The organism is Citrobacter sp. Cb023, assembly GCF_030336805.1.
In the GTDB taxonomy this organism is placed as follows: domain Bacteria; phylum Pseudomonadota; class Gammaproteobacteria; order Enterobacterales; family Enterobacteriaceae; genus Citrobacter; species Citrobacter braakii.
Window position 1 is genome coordinate 194,360 of the sequence record NZ_JAOWCV010000040.1, and the last position, 22,510, is coordinate 216,869.

Genomic DNA, 22,510 nt, shown 5'->3' on the forward strand with positions numbered 1-22,510 from the left:
GCCGGATGGCCGCTACGCTTTTATCCGACCTACATTTGATCCCGTAAGCCTGAGATGCGCAGCGCCATCCGACATGTATTACACCTGCTCCACGCTCACCCGTAATGCTGCCAGGGCTTTGCGCGTCGATCGCAATACCAGATCGCATTGCTCGATCGTTAACGTTAACGGCGGTTCGATACGGATCGTCTTTGCATTGTTGAGCGTGCCGGCAACCAGTACCCGCTGGCGGAACATCTCACTGGCAAAGTTGTAGCCGATTTCATTATCGACAAACTCAATTGCCATCAGCATGCCTTTACCGCGTACATCATGCACCAGGTCTGGGTACTCCCGCGCAAGCTGGCGGAAACCATCCAGCAACATATCGCCTTTCTGCTCCGCCTGAGCCGGTAAATTTTGCTCCAGCAGGACGTTAATGGTGGCTAACGCAGCCGCACAAGCGAGCGGGTTGCCGCCAAACGTGGTGGTATGCAAGAAGGGATTGTCGAACAGAACGGAAAACACCTCTTCAGTGGCAATAGTTGCGCCAATTGGCATCACGCCGCCGCCCAGCGCTTTGGCCAGACACATAATGTCGGGCTGCACGTTTTCGTGCTCGCAGGCGAACATTTTGCCGGTACGACCCATGCCGGTCTGCACTTCATCAAGGATCATCAGCGCGCCAAACTCATCGCAAAGTTTACGCACGGCGGGCAAATACCCTTGCGGTGGCAGGATCACGCCCCCTTCACCCTGGATAGGTTCGAGGATCACGGCTGCAACGTCGTCACCAGTCTTTTTACACTCGCTGAGCATGGTGCGCATCGCGTTAATATCGCCAAACGGCACATGGCGGAAACCAGGCAGCAGCGGCATAAACGGTTTGCGGAAGGTTGATTTAGCCGTGGCGGACAGTGCTCCCAGTGATTTGCCGTGGAATGCGCCGCTGGTGGCAATGAACGTAAATTTACCGCGCGGCGATTGATACGCTTTCGCCAGCTTCAGAGCGGCTTCAACCGACTCGGTCCCGCTGTTACAGAAAAAACTGTATTTCAGTTTACCTGGCGCCAGCGCGGCGAGGGTTTTTGCCAGCATGGCCCGCAGAGGGTCAAGTAGCTCCTGGCTGTGCAGAGGTTGTTTCGCGAGTTGATTCTGTACGGCGGAAACCACGACTGGATTACGGTGCCCCACGTTGAAAATTCCAAATCCACCCAGGCAATCGACGAACTCCTGCCCCTGGGTGTCGACAAGCGTATTCAGGCTTCCCGCTTGCCACTCTACGGCTCCGTAATCCCCGCCTGCAGTTACAGATTTTCGATACTCTAAGAACCCCGGATTGACATGCTCCTTGAAGTATTCAATCACCTCTCGGTTTAATGATTTCATTTCCTCATGATCAAGCGTGCGCTTTTCGATGAGATTCAGTGCGTGTGCGCTGCAGGCCAGGGCCGATGCGCTGGAAGGTAACCTGTTCAAAATATGCTCCCGGAGCTCGCGTATCACATGATACTGATTTAAGTATTGCAGTGATTGCGCCATTCCGGCGCGCTTAGCAAAAATCGGGATAAACACCAGGAAACATCTCATTCACGCAACATTTAATGCTGATGTTTAACATTTACTGGCATTTTGCCCAGGTTAAGACCGCGAAAACAGATCGGAAAAGCACTTTTCTGCGCTAAAAGTGAGCAATATTTGCACTGTGACGGTGCGTTGGTAGAAGTGTAGTTGAATAGTTACTGGATGAAAGTATTTTAAATCAATGGATTAGAATGCGTACAGATTTTGAGGTTTAATCGCAAATTGCGATCTAAATCAAATTTAACAACTAAAGATAAAAAAATTATCGCCGAAATAACATAAGCCGAAAGAGTTAACAACCAGATAACCTGCACAGGACGCAATCATGTCTTCTCATCCCTACGTTAGTCAGCAAAATACACCGCTGGATGATGATATCACCCTCATGTCGACCACCGATTTACAAAGCTATATCACCCACGCGAACGATACCTTTGTCCAGGTCAGTGGCTATCAACTGAATGAATTGCTCGATAAGCCGCACAATCTGGTTCGTCATCCGGATATGCCAAAAGCGGCGTTTGCGGATATGTGGTACACCCTGAAACAGGGCGAGCCATGGAGCGGGATTGTGAAAAACCGGCGTAAGAATGGCGATCACTACTGGGTAAGGGCCAATGCGGTGCCGATGGTACGGGAAGGTCGTGTCACCGGATATATGTCGATTCGTACCCGGGCCACTGACGAGGAGATTGCGGCGGTAGAGCCTTTATATAAAGCGCTAAATGAAGGGCGTTGCAACCGACGTATCCATAAAGGACTGGTGGTACGCAAAGGCTGGCTGGGTAAACTCCCGGCGCTGCCGATTTGCTGGCGAGTGCGCAGCGTAATGGCAATTATGTTTATCGTACTGGCGGCCGCATTGCAGCAAATGGGCGCCGAATGGCCGTTACTGCTGATAAGCGCGCTGGTGATGATGCTGGGAACGGCTATTTTCGAATGGCAGATTGTGCGTCCTATTGAGAATGTCGCTCGTCAGGCGCTAAAAGTGGCGACCGGTGAACGAAACAGCGTGTCGCATCTTAACCGCAGTGATGAACTGGGCCTGATGCTGCGAGCGGTTGGGCAACTGGGGCTAATGTGCCGTTGGCTCATCCATGATGTCTCCAGTCAGGTGAGCTGTGTGCGCAGCGACAGCGAAACGCTGGCGAAGGGCAGCGATGATTTAAACAAGCATACGCAGCAGACCGTAGAGAACGTGCAGGAAACGGTGACCACTATGAATCAGATGGCGGCATCGGTGAAGCAAAACTCAGAGACCGCCGCCGCGGCCGACAAGCTCTCCATTGCAGCCAGCAGCGCGGCGACGCACGGCGGCGAGGCGATGGATACCGTCATCAAAACTATGGACGATATCGCCAACAGCACCCAGCGGATCGGCACCATTACCACGCTGATTAACGATATTGCTTTCCAGACTAATATTCTGGCCCTGAACGCCGCTGTTGAAGCCGCACGGGCGGGTGAGCAGGGGAAAGGGTTCGCCGTGGTGGCGGGAGAAGTGCGTCATCTTGCCAGCCGCAGCGCCAGTGCAGCCAATGATATCCGCAAGCTGATTGATGCCAGCGCCGATAAGGTGCAGTCCGGATCCGACCAGGTTCACGCCGCAGGGCGCACGATGGATGATATTGTGGCGCAGGTGCAAAACGTGACGCAGTTGATCGCCCAAATCAGTCACTCAACGCTGGAACAGTCAGATGGTCTTTCGAGCCTGACTCGCGCAGTGAATGAATTAAGCAACATTACGCAGAAAAACGCCGAACTGGTTGAAGAGAGCGCCCAGATTTCCGCGATGGTGAAACATCGCGCTGGTCGTCTGGAAGATGCGGTTACGGTGCTGCATTAATATTAACGATAAAGGCGGAACGCAGGGTGAACGCGTTCCGCCTGCTCTGTAGATTAATCCAGTTGAGTAATATCCAGCGCAGCGCGATCGATAATACCGATGATTTTTTTGATCTGCGCATCGCTGGTATCACCATGATTGACCCGTAGGTCCAGCACGGCTTTGAAGTTCTCCAGCGCGCGTTTCATCTGCGGGTTCTTGCGTAATTCAAAACCCACGCAGCGGGCTTTAATACGTTCGTGGATATGTTCCAGATGCTCACGGTTTTCATCCAGCCACTGCTGGCCCTGGGTTGTGATCGCAATCTGTTTACGCCCGCCTTCCTCGTCGCTGATGGTGATCAGCTCTTGATCCTGCAAGAAATCCAGCGTCGGATAGACGACGCCCGGGCTCGGGGTATAGTTGCCCTGAGTCAGGGTTTCAATCGCTTTAATCAGCTCATAGCCGTGGCTGGCGTCGCGGGTCAGGATATCCAGAATGACCAGGCGTAATTCTCCGTGACCGAAGAAGCGCTGGCGACGACCGCCGCTGCGACCGTGGCGGTGTCCACAACCCTGTTCGTGGTGATGTTCTTTGTTGCAGCCTTCATGGCGATGTTCTTCACCTTTGCAGCAACCTGCATGGTGTTCGTTGTGGCGGCCTTCGTGGTGATGCCCTTCACCCTTGCAGCAGCCTTCGTGTTGGTGCTCTGTATGCTTGCAGCAACCTTCATGATGGTTTTGCATCATCGTCTCCTGATGTGTTTTAGATATATCTAATTTATATCTAAATATTGTTTTGGTGCAAGACTATAAAATGTTTTTTGTTTAACTTTATGATTTTTATCTTTTTTAAAGGTGTGTGTTAGCCGTTTAGTCAGAAGGCGACTATATCAAAAAAGTGCTTGCAATCTTTCTGATTAGCAATCATTATCATTTAAAAATTAAATTAGATATATCGTATTATCTTCCGAAGGCGAAAAAATGACAAAAAACACCTCACGCTACCCGCAGCGCGTTCGCAATGAACTGCGTTTTCGGGAACTTACCGTCCTGCGCGTCGAACGTATTAGCGCGGGATTTCAGCGCATTGTACTGGGCGGTGACGCTCTGGATGGTTTTAGCTCACACGGCTTTGATGACCATACCAAGGTCTTTTTCCCTGAACCGGGCAGCCACTTTGTGCCGCCGGTTGTCACCGATGAAGGTATTGTCTGGGCTGACGGCGTGCGTCCGATATCCCGTGATTACACGCCGTTGTATGACGAAGCACGCCATGAGCTGGCACTGGATTTCTATATTCATGACGGTGGCGTGGCAAGTACGTGGGCGATGAATGCCCGCGAGGGTGACAAGCTGACGGTAGGCGGACCGCGCGGTTCTTTGGTGGTGCCAGAAGACTACGCGTATCAGCTTTACGTGTGTGATGAATCGGGAATGCCTGCGCTGCGCCGACGCCTGGAGTCGCTCAGCCGTTTAGCGGTACGTCCGAACGTCACGGCGCTGGTAAGTGTGCAGGATGCCGCGTACCAGGACTATTTTGCTCATCTCGACGGATTTACTATTCAGTGGTTTATCGGCCATGACGAACAGGCGGTGAATGAACACTTATCGCAGCTAAGCGTACCTGCAGATGATTACTACATCTGGATTACCGGCGAAGGTAAGGTGGTCAAAAACCTGAGTGCTCGCTTTGAAAGCGAGGCGTTCGATCAGCAACTTGTTCGCGCAGCGGCTTACTGGCATCAGCGTCGTTAATCAGTAATTAGATGGCGGCACGCCAAACGCCTGGCGGAATGCGTAGCTAAATGCCGCGGTGCTTGAATACCCTACGTCGAGCGCCACGGCGGTCACGCTTTTATTTTTCTTCAGCATTAATACGGATTCCAGAATACGCATTTTTTGCTTCCAGACGCTGAAAGGCAATCCGGTTTCTTTTTTGAAATGGCGTGAAAAGGTACGGGCAGACATACCCAGATGCTGCGCCCAGTATTCAACCGAATGCTCCAGCGCCGGGGATTCTTGTATTGTTCGGCAAACTTTGGTTAATTCGCGATCCTGCGGCCAGGGTAATACAAAAGCGACTTCCGGAAGCTGCAGAATAATGTCGACCAGGACGCTAACCAGCTTGCCCTCTTTTGACTGGCTATCATAATGGCCCGAAATTAAATTCGTGGCGTAATGAATAAACTCTCTGGCGAAATCACTGATAGCCACCACTTTACATTCATTGATGCTCTCTTCAAGAAAGCTCGGTTTAATATCCAGATTCTCTAAATACACATCATCCAATGCCCAAACCGCATGCTCCGTATGATTCGGGATCCAGATGCCATAATGCGCCGGGATTATCCAGCACTTGCCGGCAACATCAATACGCATACTGCCTTTGCGGGCGAAATGAAACTGCATAAAAGAGTGTGAATGCTGTGGAACATGATGATTGGCTTCCAGGACATACGAGCGAAAGTAAACATCCTGCGGCAGTTCCGTCATGGAGTTATCCGGGAAGGAGTTCCACTGTTTTTGCACGAGAGTTTCCATAAATAGATCGTCAATGCTCCCGATGGTGTGTCCGCTGCTCGATAGATCTTGTCCGCGGATCATAATACATACACTCTTTTTTCCATAATAATCTTGCGTAAGAATTTTTAGCCCACCTTTGGTAAATACCATGAACTCGCTTTGTTCAGATGCTGTCATCGTCAATGAAACAAATGATAACTGGACCCGAATGGGAAAAGAGCTGCTTTCGCAAGCGGATATCAGGATTAATGGCTCCCGTACCTGGGACATTCAACTTCATCATGCCGGTTTCTTTAAACGGGTACTGCAACAAGGCTCGTTAGGGCTTGGTGAAAGCTATATGGAAGGCTGGTGGGACTGCGAGCGACTCGATATTCTGTTCTGCAAAATCCTGAAAGCAAAACTTGACCAGCAGATGCCGGGTAACCTGAAAGATATTTTACGTATTGCCAGCGCACGCCTGTTTAATTTGCAGTCGCGGAGCCGCGCGTGGATTGTTGGCAAAGAACATTATGATATTGGTAACGATCTCTTTGCACTGATGCTTGATCCGCATATGCAATATTCCTGCGCTTACTGGAAAGACGCAACCACACTAGACGATGCGCAAAATGCCAAATTAAAAATGATCTGTGAGAAGCTACAACTGAAACCGGGCATGCGTTTACTCGATATTGGTTGTGGCTGGGGCGGGCTGGCGGAATATGCGGCGCGTCATTATGGCGTGGCGGTGGAAGGCGTCACCATTTCCAAAGAGCAGCAAAAAATGGCGCAGCAGCGCTGTGAAGGACTGGACGTTAAGATTCTGCTGCAGGATTATCGCGACCTCGATAAACACTACGATCGCATTGTCTCCGTGGGGATGTTTGAACACGTCGGGCCAAAAAACTACGACACCTATTTCAGCATCGCCGACCGTTGTTTAAAACCGGACGGACTGTTCCTGCTACACACCATTGGTAGCAATAAAAAAGGGATGAGCGTCGATCCGTGGATCAATAAATACATTTTCCCGAACGGCTGCTTACCGGCGATCTCCCATATTGCCGAAGCCAGCGAATCACGGTTTGTGATGGAAGACTGGCATAACTTTGGCAGCGATTACGATAAAACGCTGATGGCGTGGCACGAGCGCTTTAATCAAGCGTGGCCGGAGCTGTCATCACGTTATTCCGCCACCTTCAGAAGAATGTTTAACTACTATTTATGCGCCTGCGCCGGGGCTTTCCGCGCCAGAGATATTGAACTTTGGCAGGTGCTGTTTAGTCGCGGCGTAGAGGGCGGGATCCGCGTTTATCGTTAACGTTCTGCCTGATAAGCGAAGCGCCATCAGGCAGTAAATACCTGAGAAGCGCTCCTTGTTACATCTTAGCCCAGCTCACTCTCTGCCAGCGCTTTAAACACCATCGCTACGGCGTGCGCGCCGGGGTCCATGTTTCCGAGCAGGCTTTCGCTGCTCAGATACGATGCGCGACCCGCATTGGCTTTGCTCGACAAACAGGTTCGTTCGGCTCCCGCTTGCGCGGCGTCGAATGCGGCCTGCAGATTTTTCGGCTGTGTGAGCAGCGAAGTCAGGGCCGGTTGCAGCGCATCAATCATCGTGCGATTGCCTTCGTCTGCGCCGCCGTAGAACTTCATCTGCGCCAGCCCCGTATTTAGCGCTTCGACAACGTTAGCGCCCTGTTCCAGTTTCTGCCCGGCGGCGGTAAAGAAGATTGACATCAGCACACCGCTGGAACCGCCCATCACCACGGTCAGACGTTCGCCAATCAGCGCGAACAGCGTGGCAAGGTTATCCAGCGGCAGCTGCTGGCGATTCAGCATGCTGGCAATTTCACGCGCGCCGGCGGCAAAGGTCGAACCGGTATCGCCATCGCCGACTTTGGCGTCCAGCGCATTCAGATGAGTCTCCAGATCGGAAAGGGTTGCGGTGACCAGCTCCACAACCCCGGCCACCAGGGCGTTTGCCGAAGGCTGGAATTCCACGCGGGCGCTACGCTGAGATGACGCTACGCAGCTGATTTCACGCGGTGGGACCGGCGTCGGCCAGTTGCTGGTTTCCACTTCGGTGAGCAGTGCTTTTTCGATGCTCTCTTCCAGCACGATGGCCGTCAGTGAGAAGCCTTTCATATCCAGCGCAGTGACCAGCGAGGCCGGGCCAATTAGCCAGTCGATACGCGAGTGCAGCGGGCTGCTGGCGAGTTCGCGGGTGATGATGGCCATTTCGGCCACGGAAACGCCGCCAAGATTATTAATCATCACCGCCAGACGACCGGTTTCAGGCAGGGCGGCCAGCAGTTTATCCACCATCAGGTTCACCACTTGCGCACTGTTTTGGGTGTCGATAACCGATGCGCCTGGTTCGCCGTGAATGCCCATACCCAGCTCCGCATGACCCGGATGATGACGAGGGGCTGCGTCGGTTTCTTGCGGCAGATGACAGCTGGAAAGAGCTACGCCCAGGCTAAAGGTGTTGCTGGCTGCGTACTGCGCTTCACGCAGGACGGTGGCGAGGTTATAGCCGCGTTCGGCAAAATAGCCTGCGATTTTATGCACCAGGATAGTTCCCGCAATGCCACGTGGGTGTTTGTTATCCGGCAGGGAGATGTCGTCGCCGACAATCAGCATTTCAACGTTATAGCCAAGGCGACGCGCCTTCTCGGCGGCGAGACCGAAATTAAGACGGTCACCGGTGTAGTTTTTCACAATCAACAAACAGCCAGCCTCACCGGTCACCGCCTGAATGGCGGTCAGTACTGCATCCACGCTCGGGGAGGCGAAAACGTCGCCGCAGACCGCAGCGGTTAGCATGCCTTTACCGATAAACCCAACGTGCGCGGGTTCGTGTCCCGAACCGCCGCCGGAAATGACCGCTACGTTATTTTTATTAAGGTCACGACGGACCACGATGCGAATGGCCGGATCGCTTTCCAGACGCGCCAGGTTATTCCATGGGCTGGCGATAATCGCCCCGTCGATGACGTCGCTCACGAGATGGGTGCGTTGGTTAAAAAAGAATTGAGACATAACGGCTCCTCGAGGTTGAGTGAAAGACAAACCCCCGAATGTAGGATCATGGTGCGGAGGCAATGAAGAGATTCTGGCGAAGTCAGCGTGGAAAAAAACAACGCTAAAATGAGTTTCATTACGGAACGTTGATGCTGTTTTTTGTTCCGAAATGAAACTTAAAAAAGCGGGGAATGATCATAATGCGAGCTCGCTCGACTTTTTTCTCCTGCGATCAGCGCCGCTCATACGGCGCAGCCAGCCTTTTTTTGCCGGTTTTAATTCAACTGCATGAGTAAAAGAGGAACTGAGCTTCGTGTTTGCCGGAGATTTGGGGGTAAATGAACGGATCGGGATCGCAAACCTTATCATTTTTGTGGATAAGTGTTCCAGAATGGAACGTGCGTCGTTTTTATCTGTTTCATATCAGAACAAAATGACGAAAGATTTTTTTGTTCACGCCTCGCCATACAGTTATTGCATCGCTCCGGTACCACCTGTTTTTGCCGACAGCAACAGGCCAAACAGGTTAACGCCAGGGCTCACCATGTAAAAACATGTACTTATTTGAGGATGAAAGGAATGCTAAAAGTTATTCAATCTCCAGCCAAATATCTCCAGGGCCCTGACGCTTCCACCTTATTTGGTCAATACGCTAAAAATCTGGCGGACAGCTTTTTCGTGATTGCGGATGACTTCGTGATGAAGCTGGCGGGAGAGAAGGTACTCAATGGCCTGCACAGCCACGACATTAGCTGCCACGCGGAACGCTTCAACGGTGAATGCAGCCATATTGAAATTAATCGCCTGATTGCCATTCTGAAACAGCACGGTTGCCGCGGCGTGGTTGGGATTGGCGGCGGGAAAACGTTGGATACCGCCAAAGCGATTGGTTACTACCAGAAGCTACCGGTGGTGGTGATCCCTACTATCGCCTCTACCGATGCGCCAACCAGCGCGCTGTCCGTTATCTATACCGAAGCCGGTGAGTTTGAAGAGTATCTGATCTACCCGAAAAACCCGGATATGGTGGTGATGGACACCGCAATCATTGCCAAAGCGCCGGTACGCCTGCTGGTGGCCGGGATGGGCGATGCGCTCTCAACCTGGTTTGAAGCGAAAGCCTGTTATGACGCCAGAGCGACCAGCATGGCGGGCGGACAGTCCACCGTAGCGGCGCTGAGCCTGGCGCGCCTGTGCTATGATACCCTGCTGGCGGAAGGCGAAAAGGCACGCTTTGCCGCGCAGGCTGGCGTGGTGACTGATGCGCTGGAGCGTATTGTCGAAGCGAACACTTACCTCAGCGGCATCGGCTTTGAAAGCAGCGGTCTTGCAGGGGCGCATGCTATCCACAACGGTTTTACGATTCTGGAAGAGTGTCACCATTTGTACCACGGTGAAAAAGTCGCCTTTGGTACGCTGGCGCAGCTGGTGCTGCAAAACAGCCCGATGGAAGAGATCGAAACCGTGCTGAATTTCTGTCAGAAAGTAGGCCTGCCGGTAACGTTAGCGGAAATGGGCGTGAAAGACGACATTGACGGCAAGATCATGGCCGTGGCCAAAGCGACCTGCGCAGAAGGTGAAACCATCCACAATATGCCGTTCTCGGTGACGCCTGAAAGCGTACATGCCGCGATACTGACGGCAGACCTGCTGGGACAGCAGTGGCTGGCGCGTTAATCAGTCGTCGGTAAGTTTTTATCCGGCATCTTCTCCCCCCTCTGACAGTCTCTGCCGGAGGGGTTGTCTATGGTAAAACAGCGGAAAGGGATATGACGACGCACACTCAGGACATTGGGAAGGAAGTCTCTTCGGTCATTGCCCAGTCATGGCATCGTTGCAGCAAGTTTATGCAGCGGGAAACCTGGCAGGCGCCGCATCAGGCGCAGGGCCTGACCTTTGAGTCGATCTGTCGTCGCAAAACAGCGCTGCTGACGATTGCTCAGGCCGCGCTGGAAGATGCCTGGGAGTTTATGGACGGCCGTCCGTGCGCGCTGTTAATTCTGGATGAATCGGCCTGTATTCTCAGCCGTTGCGGCGATCCGCAGACGGTGGAGCAACTGGCGGAGCTCGGTTTTCGCGACGGCAGTTACTGTGCGGAAAGCATTATTGGCAGCTGCGCGTTGTCGCTGGCGACGATGCCGGGGCAACCGACAAAAACCTCTGGCGATCAGCACTTTAAACAGGCGTTGCATCCGTGGTCGTTCTGCTCTACGCCAGTATTCGATAACCATGGTCGACTGTTTGGCTCCATCTCGCTGTGCTGTCTGGTAGAGCATGAGTGCGTTTCTGATTTATCCCTGACGCTGGCGATTGCCAGAGAAGTCGGCAACTCATTGCTGACTGACAGCCTGCTGGCTGAATCCAACCGCCATCTGAACCAGATGTACGGGCTGCTGGAGAGTATGGATGATGGCGTGATGGCCTGGAACGAACAGGGCGTATTGCAGTTCCTCAATGCGCGCGCGGCGCTGCTTTTGCATCTCGACGCGCAGGCCAGCCAGGGGAAGAATATTAACGACCTGCTCAATCTCCCCATGCTGCTGCGTCGGGCGATCAAACATGCCCGCGGCCTGAATCATGTCGAAGTCACCTTTGAAAGCCAGCACCAGTTTGTTGATGCCGTCATCACCCTGAAACCGATTGTTGAAGAGCAGGGCAACAGCTTTATCCTGCTGCTGCATCCGGTGGAGCAAATGCGTCAACTGATGACCAGCCAGCTCGGCAAGGTGAGCCACACCTTTGAGCAGATGTCGACAGACGATCCAGAAACCCGACGTTTGATCCACTTTGGTCGTCAGGCGGCGAGGGGAAGTTTCCCGATCCTGCTGTGCGGGGAAGAGGGCGTCGGTAAAGAGCTACTGAGTCAGGCCATTCACAATGAAAGCGAACGCGCCAGCGGGCCGTATATCGCCGTGAACTGCCAGCTGTATGCCAACAGCGTACTGGGGCAGGATTTTATGGGCAGTGCGCCCACTGATGATGAAAACGGGCGGCTGAGCCGTCTTGAACTGGCGAACGGCGGCACGCTGTTTCTGGAAAAAATTGAATATCTGGCGCCGGAGTTACAATCCGCGCTGCTGCAGGTGATCAAGCAGGGCGTTTTAACCCGCCTGGATGCCCGGCGGCTGATTCCGGTGGATGTCAAAGTGATCGCCACCACCACGGTTGATCTCGCGAATCTGGTGGAGCAAAACCGCTTTAGCCGTCAGTTGTATTACGCGCTGCACTCTTTTGAGATCGTAATCCCGCCGCTGCGGGCGCGGCGTAACAGTATTCCATCGCTGATTTATACGCGGTTGAATAGCCTGAAAAAACGCTTTTCATCCAGCCTGAAGATCGACGACGACGCGTTGGCACAACTGGTGGCCTATTCGTGGCCGGGTAATGATTTTGAGCTGAACAGCATTATTGAAAACATCGCCATCAGCAGCGATAACGGCCATATTCGGCTGAGCAATCTGCCGGATTATCTGTTTGCCGAACGCCCGGGTCTGGAGACGGCATCTTCACTGCTGCCCGCCAGCCTGACCTTTACCGCCATCGAGAAAGAGGCGATTATCCATGCCGCCCGCGTGACCAGTGGGCGTGTTCAGGAGATGTCGCAACTGCTGAATATTGGTCGCACCACCTTGTGGCGTAAGATGAAGCAGTACGACATTGATGCCAGCCAGTTTAAGCGCAAACATCTGGAGTAGTTTCTTCGATTCTGGCCATCGAGAACAGCGCATCCGACAGCCGGTTGATATAGCGCCTGGCCTCATCGCGTAACGTCAGCGTTCTGCCCATCGCGATGAGGATCCGCTCCAGCCGACGCGTCAGGGTTCGCGCAACGTGCAGCTGTGCCGATGCCAGATTTTTCCCCGGAATAACAAACTCTTTGAGCGGGCCGCTTTGCGCCATATTGCGGTCAATAAGCTGCTCCAGCGCCTGAATATCCTCTTCGCCAATACGCTGTTTTAAGCGTGTGAGTCCTTTCTGATCGCTGGCGAGTTCCGCCCCCAGTACGAACAGCATCTTCTGCATAGCGTGCAATTCCTGGCGTAGCTCGGCCTGCCGCGTGCTGGCATAGCAGACGCCAAGCTGGGAAATCAGTTCATCCACCGTGCCGTAGGCCTCAACGCGGATGTCGTCTTTATCGATACGGCTGCCGCCAAACAGCGCGGTCGTGCCGTTATCACCGGTTCGGGTATAGATGCGGTACATTTATTTTATCTCGCTGAAGGGAAGAACTTTAACCAGTTGACCGGCATTGGCGCCGAGCGTGCGGATCTGTGCTGTCCCGGCGCGGGTATGCCCGCAGACCAGCGCCCGATCCTCGGGCAACTGGGCATGGGTTAAGGCAATATCACCGGTGGCGTTGAGACCGAGACCCACGCGCAGCGCCGAACTTTTGGCCGCCAGTTTGCCGAGCGCCAGCGCGCAGTCATGATCGTCGCAACAGATTGCCCGGCAGGGAACGCCTTGCTCTTCCAGCCCCCAGCACAACTCGTCAAGCACGCGAGTACCCTGCCAGCGTGAGTGATAAAACAGGTGTACGCCCGGTGATGAAAGTAACATTGCGCACCCTGCGTTATCAGAATGCCTGACGGAAGATCTCGGCAATTTCTTTCTCGTTCCCTTTGCGCGGGTTGGAGAAGGCGTTACCGTCCTTCAGTGCCATTTCCGCCATATACGGGAAATCGGCTTCTTTGACGCCCAGATCGCGCAGATGCTGCGGAATACCGATGTCGGCGGAGAGGCGGGCAATAGCATGAATGGCCAGCTCGGCGGCATCCATGGTGGAGAGTCCGTCCGTGTTCTCGCCCATAAACTCTGCGATGTCGGCAAATTTTTCCGGGTTAGCGATCAGGTTATAGCGTGCCACGTGCGGCAGCAGTACGGCATTCGCCACGCCGTGCGGCATGTCGTAAAGACCGCCAAGCTGATGCGCCATCGCGTGAACGTAGCCGAGGTTGGCGTTGTTGAAGGCCATACCCGCCAGCAGGGAGGCGTAGGCCATGTTCTCGCGAGCTTTCAGGTTGCTGCCCAGCGCCACGGCCTGACGCAAGTTACGGGCGATCAGGCGGATCGCCTGGATAGCGGCAGCGTCGGTGACCGGGTTGGCATCTTTGGAAATGTAGGCTTCCACGGCGTGGGTCAGGGCGTCCATCCCGGTGGCCGCAGTCAGTGGGGCTGGCTTGCCGAGCATCAGCAGCGGATCGTTAATAGAGACCGACGGCAGGTTGCGCCAGCTGACAATCACAAACTTCACTTTGGTTTTGGTATTGGTCAGCACGCAGTGGCGGGTGACTTCGCTGGCGGTCCCGGCGGTGGTATTCACCGCAACGATCGGCGGCAGCGGGTTGGTCAGGGTTTCAATCCCGGCATAGCTGTAGAGATCCCCTTCGTGAGTCGCGGCGATACCGATGCCTTTACCGCAGTCATGCGGGCTACCGCCGCCAACGGTAACGATGATGTCGCAATGCTCTTTCCGAAAGACCTCCAGGCCGTCGCGCACGTTGGTGTCTTTGGGGTTTGGCTCAACGCCGTCAAAAACCACGACGTCAATACCGGCTTCACGCAGATGTGTGAGGGTTTTATCTACCGCGCCGTCTTTAATCGCCCGCAGACCTTTATCAGTGACCAGCAGCGCTTTTTTACCGCCCAACAGTTTACAGCGTTCGCCGACCACGGAAATAGCATTGGGGCCAAAGAAGTTCACATTTGGCACCAGGTAATCAAACATACGATAGCTCATAATATACCTTCTTAGATTTAAATTATAATTCAGAGAAACAATTCAATGCGGTTTCTGCTAATAATCTGTCTTGTTCGACGGTACCGCCACTTACGCCAACGGCACCGATTAATTTGCCGTTTAATATGACAGGTAAACCGCCGCCAAAAATAACAATTCGTTGTTGATTGGTGAGCTGCAAGCCATATAGAGAGGCACCTGGTTGTACCGCATCGGTAATTTCATGGGTACCCTGTCGCAGGCAGCAGGCGGTATAAGCTTTATTAAGAGAGATATCACAGCTGGTGACAAACGCGTCGTCCATACGTTGCATTAGCAGCGTGTTCCCGCCGTGATCCACCACGGAAAATACCACCGGAACGTTGATTTCAAGCGCTTTAGCCTCGACGGCCTGCGCCATTTTCTTTGCAGCCGCCAGCGTAATGGTGGCGATTTGTTGGCTCTTATTCACATTCTCTCCTGAAAAGGTTGTAGGGCTGAGGTCACGAAAATATCGCGCAACAGCTATTTTTATCATTGGCTTTATCTTATTTTCTCGCCCCGCGTTATTAAGTCAATAGGGTAGGGATTTCAAAAATATTACGTTCAGTTTCCTGTTGTGGCGTTTATTGATAATGATCATTTAACCTCGTCACAATTCACGGTGAATATTCCTGAGCCGCGTTTCAATATGAAACGATGGGTTTTTATTACGTACCAAATTGGAACGAAATTATTTTTATTTTTTTATTGTCCTGCTCATTTAGAGTTCGGCTATTGCTGATGAAAGGCGAATGCCGGGTGTTGTGTCCCCGGCAATACGGCCCGGCGTCCCTATTTTTTATCTTTTGAGTCCATAAACTATGAGAAGATCAAAACGATTCGAAGTGCTTGCCCAGCGGCCTGTAAATCAGGATGGGCTAATTGGCGAATGGCCTGAAGAGGGGCTGATCGCAATGGAAAGCCCTTACGATCCGGCTTCGTCGGTGAAGGTGGAAAATGGTCGTATTGTTGAGCTGGACGGCAAGAGCCGCGCCGAGTTCGACATGATTGACCGGTTCATTGCCGATTACGCGATTAACGTGCCCGAGGCCGAGCGCGCCATGCAGCTCGACGCGCTGGAGATCGCCAGAATGCTGGTGGATATCCACGTCAGTCGGGAAGAGATCATTGCCATTACGACTGCCATCACCCCGGCGAAAGCGGTGGAGGTGATGGCGCAAATGAACGTGGTGGAGATGATGATGGCGCTGCAAAAAATGCGCGCCAGACGCACCCCCTCCAATCAGTGCCACGTGACCAACCTGAAAGATAACCCGGTACAGATTGCTGCCGACGCTGCTGAAGCGGGGATCCGTGGTTTTTCCGAACAGGAAACAACGGTCGGGATCGCCCGCTATGCGCCGTTTAACGCCCTGGCGCTGCTGGTGGGGTCCCAATGCGGTCGCCCCGGCGTGCTGACGCAATGCTCCGTTGAAGAGGCCACGGAACTGGAACTGGGAATGCGCGGGCTAACCAGCTACGCCGAAACGGTGTCGGTATATGGCACGGAGTCGGTGTTTACCGATGGCGATGATACGCCGTGGTCAAAAGCGTTTCTTGCCTCGGCGTATGCTTCTCGTGGTCTGAAGATGCGCTACACCTCCGGCACCGGTTCGGAAGCGCTGATGGGCTATTCCGAAAGTAAATCGATGCTTTATCTGGAGTCGCGTTGCATTTTTATCACCAAAGGCGCGGGCGTACAGGGGTTACAAAACGGTGCGGTCAGCTGTATCGGCATGACCGGCGCTGTGCCGTCGGGGATTCGCGCGGTGCTGGCGGAAAACCTGATTGCCTCGATGCTCGACCTTGAAGTGGCCTCCGCCAATGACCAGACCTTTTCCCACTCCGATATTCGTCGTACTGCCCGCACCCTGATGCAGATGCTGCCGGGCACCGACTTTATCTTCTCCGGCTATAGCGCGGTACCGAACTACGACAACATGTTTGCCGGGTCGAACTTCGACGCTGAAGACTTCGATGATTACAACATTCTGCAACGCGATCTGATGGTTGACGGGGGCCTGCGTCCGGTCACGGAAGAGGAGACAATCGCCATCCGCAATAAGGCCGCGCGCGCCATTCAGGCGGTGTTCCGCGAACTGGGCCTGCCGCTGATTAGCGATGAAGAGGTGGACGCCGCCACTTACGCTCACGGCAGCAAAGATATGCCCGCGCGCAATGTGGTGGAAGATTTGGCTGCCGTGGAAGAGATGATGAAAAGCAATATCACCGGGCTGGATATCGTCGGCGCGTTGAGTTCCAGCGGCTTCGAAGACATCGCCAGTAATATCCTCAACATGCTGAGGCAGCGTGTTACTGGTGATTATCTGCAAACGTCGGCCATTCTGGATCGTCAGTTCGACGTCGTCAGCGCCGTTAATGACATCAACGATTATCAGGGACCCGGCACCGGCTATCGCATCTCTGCCGAACGTTGGGCGGAAATTAAAAATATTGCGGGCGTGGTTCAGCCCGGCTCGATCGAATAAGGCGGTACACAGTGGAATGCACAACTGAACGTAAGCCGGTTTTCACCTTGCAGGTGAGCGAAGGCGAGGCGGCTAAAGCGGACGAACGCGTGGATGAAGTCGTGATAGGCGTCGGCCCGGCCTTTGATAAGTATCAGCACAAAACATTGATTGATATGCCGCACAAAGCGATTTTGAAAGAACTGGTTGCCGGCATTGAAGAAGAGGGCCTGCATGCTCGGGTGGTGAGGATTCTGCGCACCTCGGATGTTTCATTTATGGCATGGGATGCGGCAAATCTCAGCGGTTCTGGCATCGGGATTGGTATCCAGTCGAAAGGAACCACGGTGATTCATCAGCGCGATCTGCTGCCTCTGAGCAACCTTGAGCTGTTCTCTCAGGCTCCGCTGCTGACGCTGGAAACCTATCGCCAGATTGGTAAAAACGCCGCGCGCTATGCACGTAAAGAGTCGCCTTCGCCAGTGCCAGTGGTTAATGACCAGATGGTACGCCCCAAATTTATGGCCAAGGCCGCGCTGTTTCATATCAAAGAAACCAAACACGTGGTGCAGGATGCTGCGCCTGTCACGCTGCATATTGCACTCGTAAGGGAATGACCATGAACGACAACATCATGACCGCGCAGGATTATCCATTAGCGACCCGCTGCCCGGAGAAAATCCAGACTCCTACCGGCAAACCGCTAACCGAGATTACCCTTGAGAATGTGCTGGCGGGCCGTGTAGGTCCGCAGGATGTGCGTATTTCTCAGCAAACGCTGGAGTACCAGGCGCAGATTGCCGAACAGATGCAGCGTCACGCCGTGGCGCGTAATTTCCGTCGTGCGGCGGAGCTTATAGCAATCCCGGATGCCCGTATTCTTGAAATTTACAACGCGCTGCGGCCGTTTCGTTCTTCGTTCGCCGAGCTTCAGGCCATTGCCGATGAACTGGAACATACCTGGCATGCCACGGTGAACGCCGGGTTTGTCCGCGAGTCGGCAGAGGTGTATCAGCAGAGAAACAAGCTGCGTAAAGGCAGCCAGTGACGGAGGTTGTATGCCGTTAATTGCAGGGATTGATATCGGCAACGCCACCACCGAAGTGGCGTTGGCGCAGCATGGCCGGTTTATCGCCAGCGGGATTGTCGCCACGACCGGTATGAAAGGTACACGGGACAATATTGCCGGGGTGGTGGCCTCCCTGCAGCAGGCGCTGAATAACACCCCGTGGTCGCTTCAGGACGTGGCGAAAATCTGCATCAACGAGGCAGCACCGGTGATTGGCGATGTGGCGATGGAAACCATCACTGAAACCATCATTACCGAATCAACAATGATTGGGCATAACCCGCAAACGCCCGGCGGCGTTGGCGTGGGAATGGGAACCACCATCGCCGTGGAGAAGCTGGCGGCGTTGAGTGAAGATCGGTTTACCCAGGGCTGGATCCCGCTGGTCGGTGAGGAGAGGGATTTCCTCGAGGCGGTTTGGTATATCAATGAGGCGCTGGATCGCGGGGTCAACGTGGTGGCGGCGATCCTGAAAAAAGATGATGGCGTGCTGGTGAACAATCGCCTGCGTCGAACAATGCCGGTGGTAGATGAAGTCACCCTGCTGGAGAAGGTGCCGGAAGGTGTGCTGGCGGCGGTGGAAGTGGCGGCCCCAGGACAGGTGGTGCGTGTGCTGTCGAATCCTTACGGCATCGCGACCTTCTTTACCCTGACGCCCGAGGAAACGCAAACCATCGTCCCCATCGCCAGGGCGCTAATTGGCAACCGTTCCGCCGTGGTGCTGAAAACCCCGCAGGGTGATGTGCGCTCAAGGGTGATCCCGGCGGGTAAGATCTTTATCCGCGGCGAAAAGCGTGGCGGTGAAGCCGACGTAGCGCAAGGCGCACAGGCCATTATGCAGGCGATGAGCACCTGTGCGCCCGTGTGCGATATTCGTGGTGAAGCAGGTACGCATGCAGGCGGCATGCTGGAGCGAGTGCGTAAGGTGATGGCCTCGCTGACCGGTCACGACATGAACGCGGTGTATATTCAGGATCTGTTGGCGGTGGATACGTTTATTCCCCGCAAGGTGCAGGGCGGTATTGCCGGGGAGTGTTCAATGGAGAACGCCGTTGGCATTGCGGCGATGGTGAAATCCGATCGCTTACAGATGCAGGCCATCGCCAGTGAGCTGAGCGTCCGGTTAAACATCCCGGTTGAAGTCGGCGGCGTGGAGGCCAACATGGCTGTCGCCGGTGCGTTAACAACGCCCGGATGTGCTGCACCGCTGGCGATCCTCGATTTAGGCGCAGGCTCCACCGATGCCGCCATTATCAATAGCGATGGCGTTGTGAAAGCGGTCCATCTGGCTGGCGCGGGAAATATGGTCAGCCTGTTGATTCAAACCGAGCTGGGCTTAAGCGATCCGTTTCTGGCGGAGGAAATTAAAAAATACCCGCTGGCAAAAGTGGAGAGCCTGTTCAGCATTCGCCACGAGAACGGCGCGGTGGAGTTTTTTCGCGAACCGCTCAGTCCGTCAGTGTTTGCCAAAGTCGTTTATCTGAAAAACGGCGAGCTGATCCCCGTAGATAACCAGACCTCGCTGGAAAAAATTCGGTTGGTGCGCCGACAGGCCAAAGAGAAAGTTTTTGTGACCAACTGCCTGCGCGCTTTACGCCAGGTGTCACCCGGCGGCTCTATTCGCGATATGACTTTTGTGGTGCTGGTGGGCGGCTCCTCGCTGGATTTCGAAATCCCGCAGATGATCACCGACGCGCTGGCGCATTACGGCGTGGTTGCCGGACAGGGCAACATCCGTGGTACCGAAGGGCCGCGTAATGCGGTAGCGACCGGGCTGGTTTTGGCCGGGATAGCGAATTAATCGTGCAGAAAACAGCCGCCGCAAGCGTTTAGCTGCGGGGTAAATCAAATAAAGGTGATGTTCTCTTTGATATCCCGGCGGAGTTGGGTACATAGTATAAATGTGTCTCTCACGTGGTTAATTTTAAGGATAAGAGCATGCCAACAGCAATTGAGAAAGCATTGGATTTTATTGGTGGTATGAACACTTCGGCGTCAGTACCCCATTCAATGGATGAAAGTACCGCTAAGGGAATCTTAAAGTATTTGCATGACTTAGGTGTGCCAGCAAGTCCGGAAGCTGTGATGGCACGGGGTGAGCAGGAGGGATGGAATCCCGAGTTCACGAAAAAAGTGGCCGGATGGGCAGAAAAAGTGGCCTCCGGTAACCGCATCCTTATCAAGAACCCAGAGTATTTTTCAACCTATATGCAGGAGCAGCTCAAAGAGCTAGTTTGAGCTGACTATCGAATCAAACTCTAACGGACGTTTCCATCTCTGGATGGCGACGTCCAGAGGGGGACAGTGACCAGCTTGTTGCTGGACAGAGGCATCCCGTAATATATCTTCAGGCCCCGCCTGCCGTATTCTTCCCGGCTCTTATTTCACATTCTGGTGCGAACAGATATTGATTTGTTCCAGCAGGAATCCTTTTGGCTCGTGCCAACATCTACGGAAGAACCCCAAAAAAAAGGACCTGCGATTTCTCGCCAGCCCTTGCTGTGTTTGGTGGCCCCTGCTGGACTTGAACCAGCGACCAAGCGATTATGAGTCATATGAAATCCATGTTTCATGATTTTGCATCTTTTTTCACGTTAGATTAAATTTAATAAATAACAGTAGGTTATTTGCTGGTTGTTGTTTCATGTTGTTCTGCGTTTTTACCTTCAGTATCATCCTTACGTCACCCACTACGTCACCCAGAATCAGACTGGGTGACGTAACGAACAAAGGACTGAAAAATACTATGGCTGATAATTTAACTGTCTCAATGATTAGTGGCTTGAAGCCGAAGACTACTGCTTATTATGAATGGGATAAAAGTGGTGAGCGTGGGGCAGGGCGATTAGGGGTGAAAGTTGAGCCATCGGGTCAGCGAGTATTTTACTATCGTTATTTTTGGCAAGGAAAACGGCAATTCATTCTGCTTGGCCGTTTCCCAGAGTTGTCACTCGCGCAGGCAAGACAGCAATGTAAAGAACATGCGGGTCTTCTTAAAGAAGGGAAAGACCCCAAAGCTGAAATCGCAGAGCAGCTTTTCTCTGCCGAACAACAACAACGTGAAGACCAGCTCAAAGGCAGCATTGAGCAACTCATTTTGGGTTACACCACCAAAATGCGTGAAGACGGTAAACGCACCTGGCAACAGGTTTTGTACCGGCTGGAAAAAGAAACCTATCCATTTATACCTAAAGCGACGAAAGCGCGTGACGTTATCCCCGCTCATATCAAACAAATTCTGGCCACCATTATTAAACGTGGCGCATCAGTTGAAGCAAATCGTGTTCGCTCTTATCTGATGGCAGCATTCAATTATGGGTTGAAGGCTGACAACGATCCGGCAAACCACCAGCAGAACGTGATGTTTGGGCTTCAAATGAACCCAGTGAGTGTCATACCCAAACAATCTGCAGCGGAGAAGGCAGGGACAAACTGGCTGAAGCTGGATGAGTTGCAGCAACTGATGGGGGATTTCCCTAAAGCACCAAAGGTCGGCCCGTTAATCAGCCAATTGCTTAACTTGTGTGTCTATACGGGTGGCCAGCGGCCTCATGAACTGGTTTCCAGCCGTTGGGATGCCGTTAACTGGGAAGAAAAAACGTTATTGATAGTGGCGGATGTGTCGAAAAATAAAAGGGATCATCTGGTGCCTTTGACTGAGTCAGCCATTGAGATACTCGAAAAGTTGAAAGCTGAGAATCATAGTCAGAGTCCTTACATCTTCCCGCAGCGTATTAAACCGGAACAGCATCTACGCACAGACAGCTTTGCACAAGCCATCATTTATTACCGGCAACACTTTGCGTTGAGCCCATCTTTTATTGCGCGTGATATTCGTCGTACCTGTAAGACCCTGATGGGCGAAGCGGGTATTGCTAAAGACCTGCGTGACCGCATTCAGAACCATGCTCTACAGGATGTGAGTTCTAAACACTACGATCGTTACGATTACCTGGTTGAAAAGCGTAAGGCTCTCGAGATCTGGGAGTCTCGGGTGAATAACCACCAGCAACAGCAGGAAAACAATGTCGTTAACCTGTTTGGGCAGAGATAGAGGCTTAAATCGGATCTCTGGATTTGCTGGCGAGGCCGACGTTCTTCGCCAGCGTTCGGTTACGTTTGAGCTGTCGCTCAATTTCTTGCACGGGTTTTCCGGTTTCAATGGCTGTAGAACTGGCAACGGAACGATAGATTTGTGCCGGGGTTACTTGATATGGCGGAACTAATTTTTTCATGATAGTCACTTAAATTAATTGTACCTTTATTATTTGATGCTAAATACAATCAGCGAAA

General features: G+C 53.2%; 20 protein-coding genes. 11 read left to right on the forward strand and 9 right to left on the reverse strand.

Translation table 11 applies throughout. The features are described 5' to 3' along the window. Positions 1-78 precede the first annotated feature (78 nt). Positions 79-1,458 (reverse strand): putrescine aminotransferase, encoded by a 1,380-nt coding sequence (gene ygjG, locus OGW44_RS21855; RefSeq protein ID WP_049259762.1) that lies wholly within the window; start codon positions 1,456-1,458, stop codon positions 79-81. Between the two features lie 430 nt (positions 1,459-1,888). Here ygjG and OGW44_RS21860 point away from each other — a divergent pair, with 430 nt between their 5' ends. Continuing rightward, positions 1,889-3,409 carry a methyl-accepting chemotaxis protein gene (locus OGW44_RS21860; protein WP_016157520.1) on the forward strand — a complete coding sequence of 507 codons (1,521 nt, stop codon included), beginning with the start codon at positions 1,889-1,891 and terminating at the stop codon, positions 3,407-3,409. Between the two features lie 53 nt (positions 3,410-3,462). On the opposite strand, the gene OGW44_RS21865 is transcribed toward OGW44_RS21860, so the two are convergent. Next, positions 3,463-4,137, reverse strand: a complete 675-nt coding sequence (locus tag OGW44_RS21865; RefSeq protein ID WP_185654424.1) for a PadR family transcriptional regulator — start codon at positions 4,135-4,137, stop codon at positions 3,463-3,465. Between the two features lie 234 nt (positions 4,138-4,371). Here OGW44_RS21865 and OGW44_RS21870 point away from each other — a divergent pair, with 234 nt between their 5' ends. Next, positions 4,372-5,145 (forward strand): siderophore-interacting protein, encoded by a 774-nt coding sequence (locus tag OGW44_RS21870; protein ID WP_088583066.1) that lies wholly within the window; start codon positions 4,372-4,374, stop codon positions 5,143-5,145. On the opposite strand, the gene OGW44_RS21875 is transcribed toward OGW44_RS21870, so the two are convergent. Continuing rightward, positions 5,146-5,994, reverse strand: a complete 849-nt coding sequence (locus OGW44_RS21875) for a helix-turn-helix domain-containing protein (protein ID WP_016157517.1) — start codon at positions 5,992-5,994, stop codon at positions 5,146-5,148. A 67-nt stretch (positions 5,995-6,061) separates the two neighbouring features. Here OGW44_RS21875 and cfa point away from each other — a divergent pair, with 67 nt between their 5' ends. Beyond that, a complete protein-coding gene (cfa, locus tag OGW44_RS21880; protein WP_032931831.1) occupies positions 6,062-7,216 on the forward strand; it encodes a cyclopropane fatty acyl phospholipid synthase in 1,155 nt (384 codons plus the stop codon). A 65-nt stretch (positions 7,217-7,281) separates the two neighbouring features. On the opposite strand, the gene OGW44_RS21885 is transcribed toward cfa, so the two are convergent. Then, positions 7,282-8,940 (reverse strand): glycerone kinase, encoded by a 1,659-nt coding sequence (locus OGW44_RS21885; RefSeq protein ID WP_185654425.1) that lies wholly within the window; start codon positions 8,938-8,940, stop codon positions 7,282-7,284. Positions 8,941-9,501: 561 nt separating this feature from the next. Here OGW44_RS21885 and OGW44_RS21890 point away from each other — a divergent pair. Continuing rightward, positions 9,502-10,599: a glycerol dehydrogenase gene (locus OGW44_RS21890; RefSeq protein ID WP_016157514.1), complete on the forward strand. Its 1,098-nt coding sequence runs from the start codon at positions 9,502-9,504 to the stop codon at positions 10,597-10,599. Positions 10,600-10,691: 92 nt separating this feature from the next. After that, positions 10,692-12,617 carry a dihydroxyacetone kinase operon transcriptional regulator DhaR gene (dhaR, locus tag OGW44_RS21895; RefSeq protein WP_016154585.1) on the forward strand — a complete coding sequence of 642 codons (1,926 nt, stop codon included), beginning with the start codon at positions 10,692-10,694 and terminating at the stop codon, positions 12,615-12,617. On the opposite strand, the gene OGW44_RS21900 is transcribed toward dhaR, so the two are convergent. From OGW44_RS21900 to OGW44_RS21915, 4 genes are read right to left on the reverse strand one after another with little or no spacing between them, the layout of a single operon-like run. Continuing rightward, positions 12,595-13,125, reverse strand: coding sequence for a cob(I)yrinic acid a,c-diamide adenosyltransferase (locus OGW44_RS21900; protein WP_016157513.1), 531 nt, complete (start codon positions 13,123-13,125; stop codon positions 12,595-12,597). The two genes, dhaR and OGW44_RS21900, sit on opposite strands and share 23 nt — an antisense overlap. Beyond that, the gene (locus OGW44_RS21905) at positions 13,126-13,479 is read right to left on the reverse strand and encodes a glycerol dehydratase reactivase beta/small subunit family protein (RefSeq protein ID WP_016157512.1); all 354 of its coding nucleotides are present in this window, start codon (positions 13,477-13,479) and stop codon (positions 13,126-13,128) included. A gap of 16 nt (positions 13,480-13,495) precedes the next feature. Beyond that, a complete protein-coding gene (dhaT, locus tag OGW44_RS21910) occupies positions 13,496-14,659 on the reverse strand; it encodes a 1,3-propanediol dehydrogenase (protein WP_016157511.1) in 1,164 nt (387 codons plus the stop codon). A gap of 22 nt (positions 14,660-14,681) precedes the next feature. Then, positions 14,682-15,110 (reverse strand): GlcG/HbpS family heme-binding protein, encoded by a 429-nt coding sequence (locus OGW44_RS21915; protein ID WP_003828504.1) that lies wholly within the window; start codon positions 15,108-15,110, stop codon positions 14,682-14,684. A gap of 391 nt (positions 15,111-15,501) precedes the next feature. Between OGW44_RS21915 and OGW44_RS21920 the strand changes: the two genes are divergently transcribed. The 6 genes from OGW44_RS21920 to OGW44_RS21945 all read left to right on the forward strand — a co-directional run bounded on the left by OGW44_RS21920 (position 15,502) and on the right by OGW44_RS21945 (position 22,271). After that, positions 15,502-17,169 carry a propanediol/glycerol family dehydratase large subunit gene (locus tag OGW44_RS21920; protein ID WP_016157510.1) on the forward strand — a complete coding sequence of 556 codons (1,668 nt, stop codon included), beginning with the start codon at positions 15,502-15,504 and terminating at the stop codon, positions 17,167-17,169. A gap of 11 nt (positions 17,170-17,180) precedes the next feature. Next, the gene (locus OGW44_RS21925; RefSeq protein WP_016154579.1) at positions 17,181-17,765 is read left to right on the forward strand and encodes a propanediol/glycerol family dehydratase medium subunit; all 585 of its coding nucleotides are present in this window, start codon (positions 17,181-17,183) and stop codon (positions 17,763-17,765) included. Positions 17,766-17,767: 2 nt separating this feature from the next. Next, the gene (locus OGW44_RS21930; protein ID WP_016154578.1) at positions 17,768-18,196 is read left to right on the forward strand and encodes a diol dehydratase small subunit; all 429 of its coding nucleotides are present in this window, start codon (positions 17,768-17,770) and stop codon (positions 18,194-18,196) included. 10 nt (positions 18,197-18,206) lie between these two features. Further along, positions 18,207-20,018, forward strand: coding sequence for a diol dehydratase reactivase subunit alpha (locus tag OGW44_RS21935; protein ID WP_016157509.1), 1,812 nt, complete (start codon positions 18,207-18,209; stop codon positions 20,016-20,018). A gap of 113 nt (positions 20,019-20,131) precedes the next feature. Then, positions 20,132-20,455 (forward strand): DUF1889 family protein, encoded by a 324-nt coding sequence (locus tag OGW44_RS21940; protein ID WP_071524484.1) that lies wholly within the window; start codon positions 20,132-20,134, stop codon positions 20,453-20,455. Positions 20,456-20,963: 508 nt separating this feature from the next. Next, a complete protein-coding gene (locus OGW44_RS21945; RefSeq protein WP_000774774.1) occupies positions 20,964-22,271 on the forward strand; it encodes a tyrosine-type recombinase/integrase in 1,308 nt (435 codons plus the stop codon). 4 nt (positions 22,272-22,275) lie between these two features. Here OGW44_RS21945 and OGW44_RS21950 read toward each other — a convergent pair whose 3' ends face one another. Beyond that, positions 22,276-22,452 carry a hypothetical protein gene (locus OGW44_RS21950; RefSeq protein WP_163424167.1) on the reverse strand — a complete coding sequence of 59 codons (177 nt, stop codon included), beginning with the start codon at positions 22,450-22,452 and terminating at the stop codon, positions 22,276-22,278. Positions 22,453-22,510: the final 58 nt, after the last annotated feature.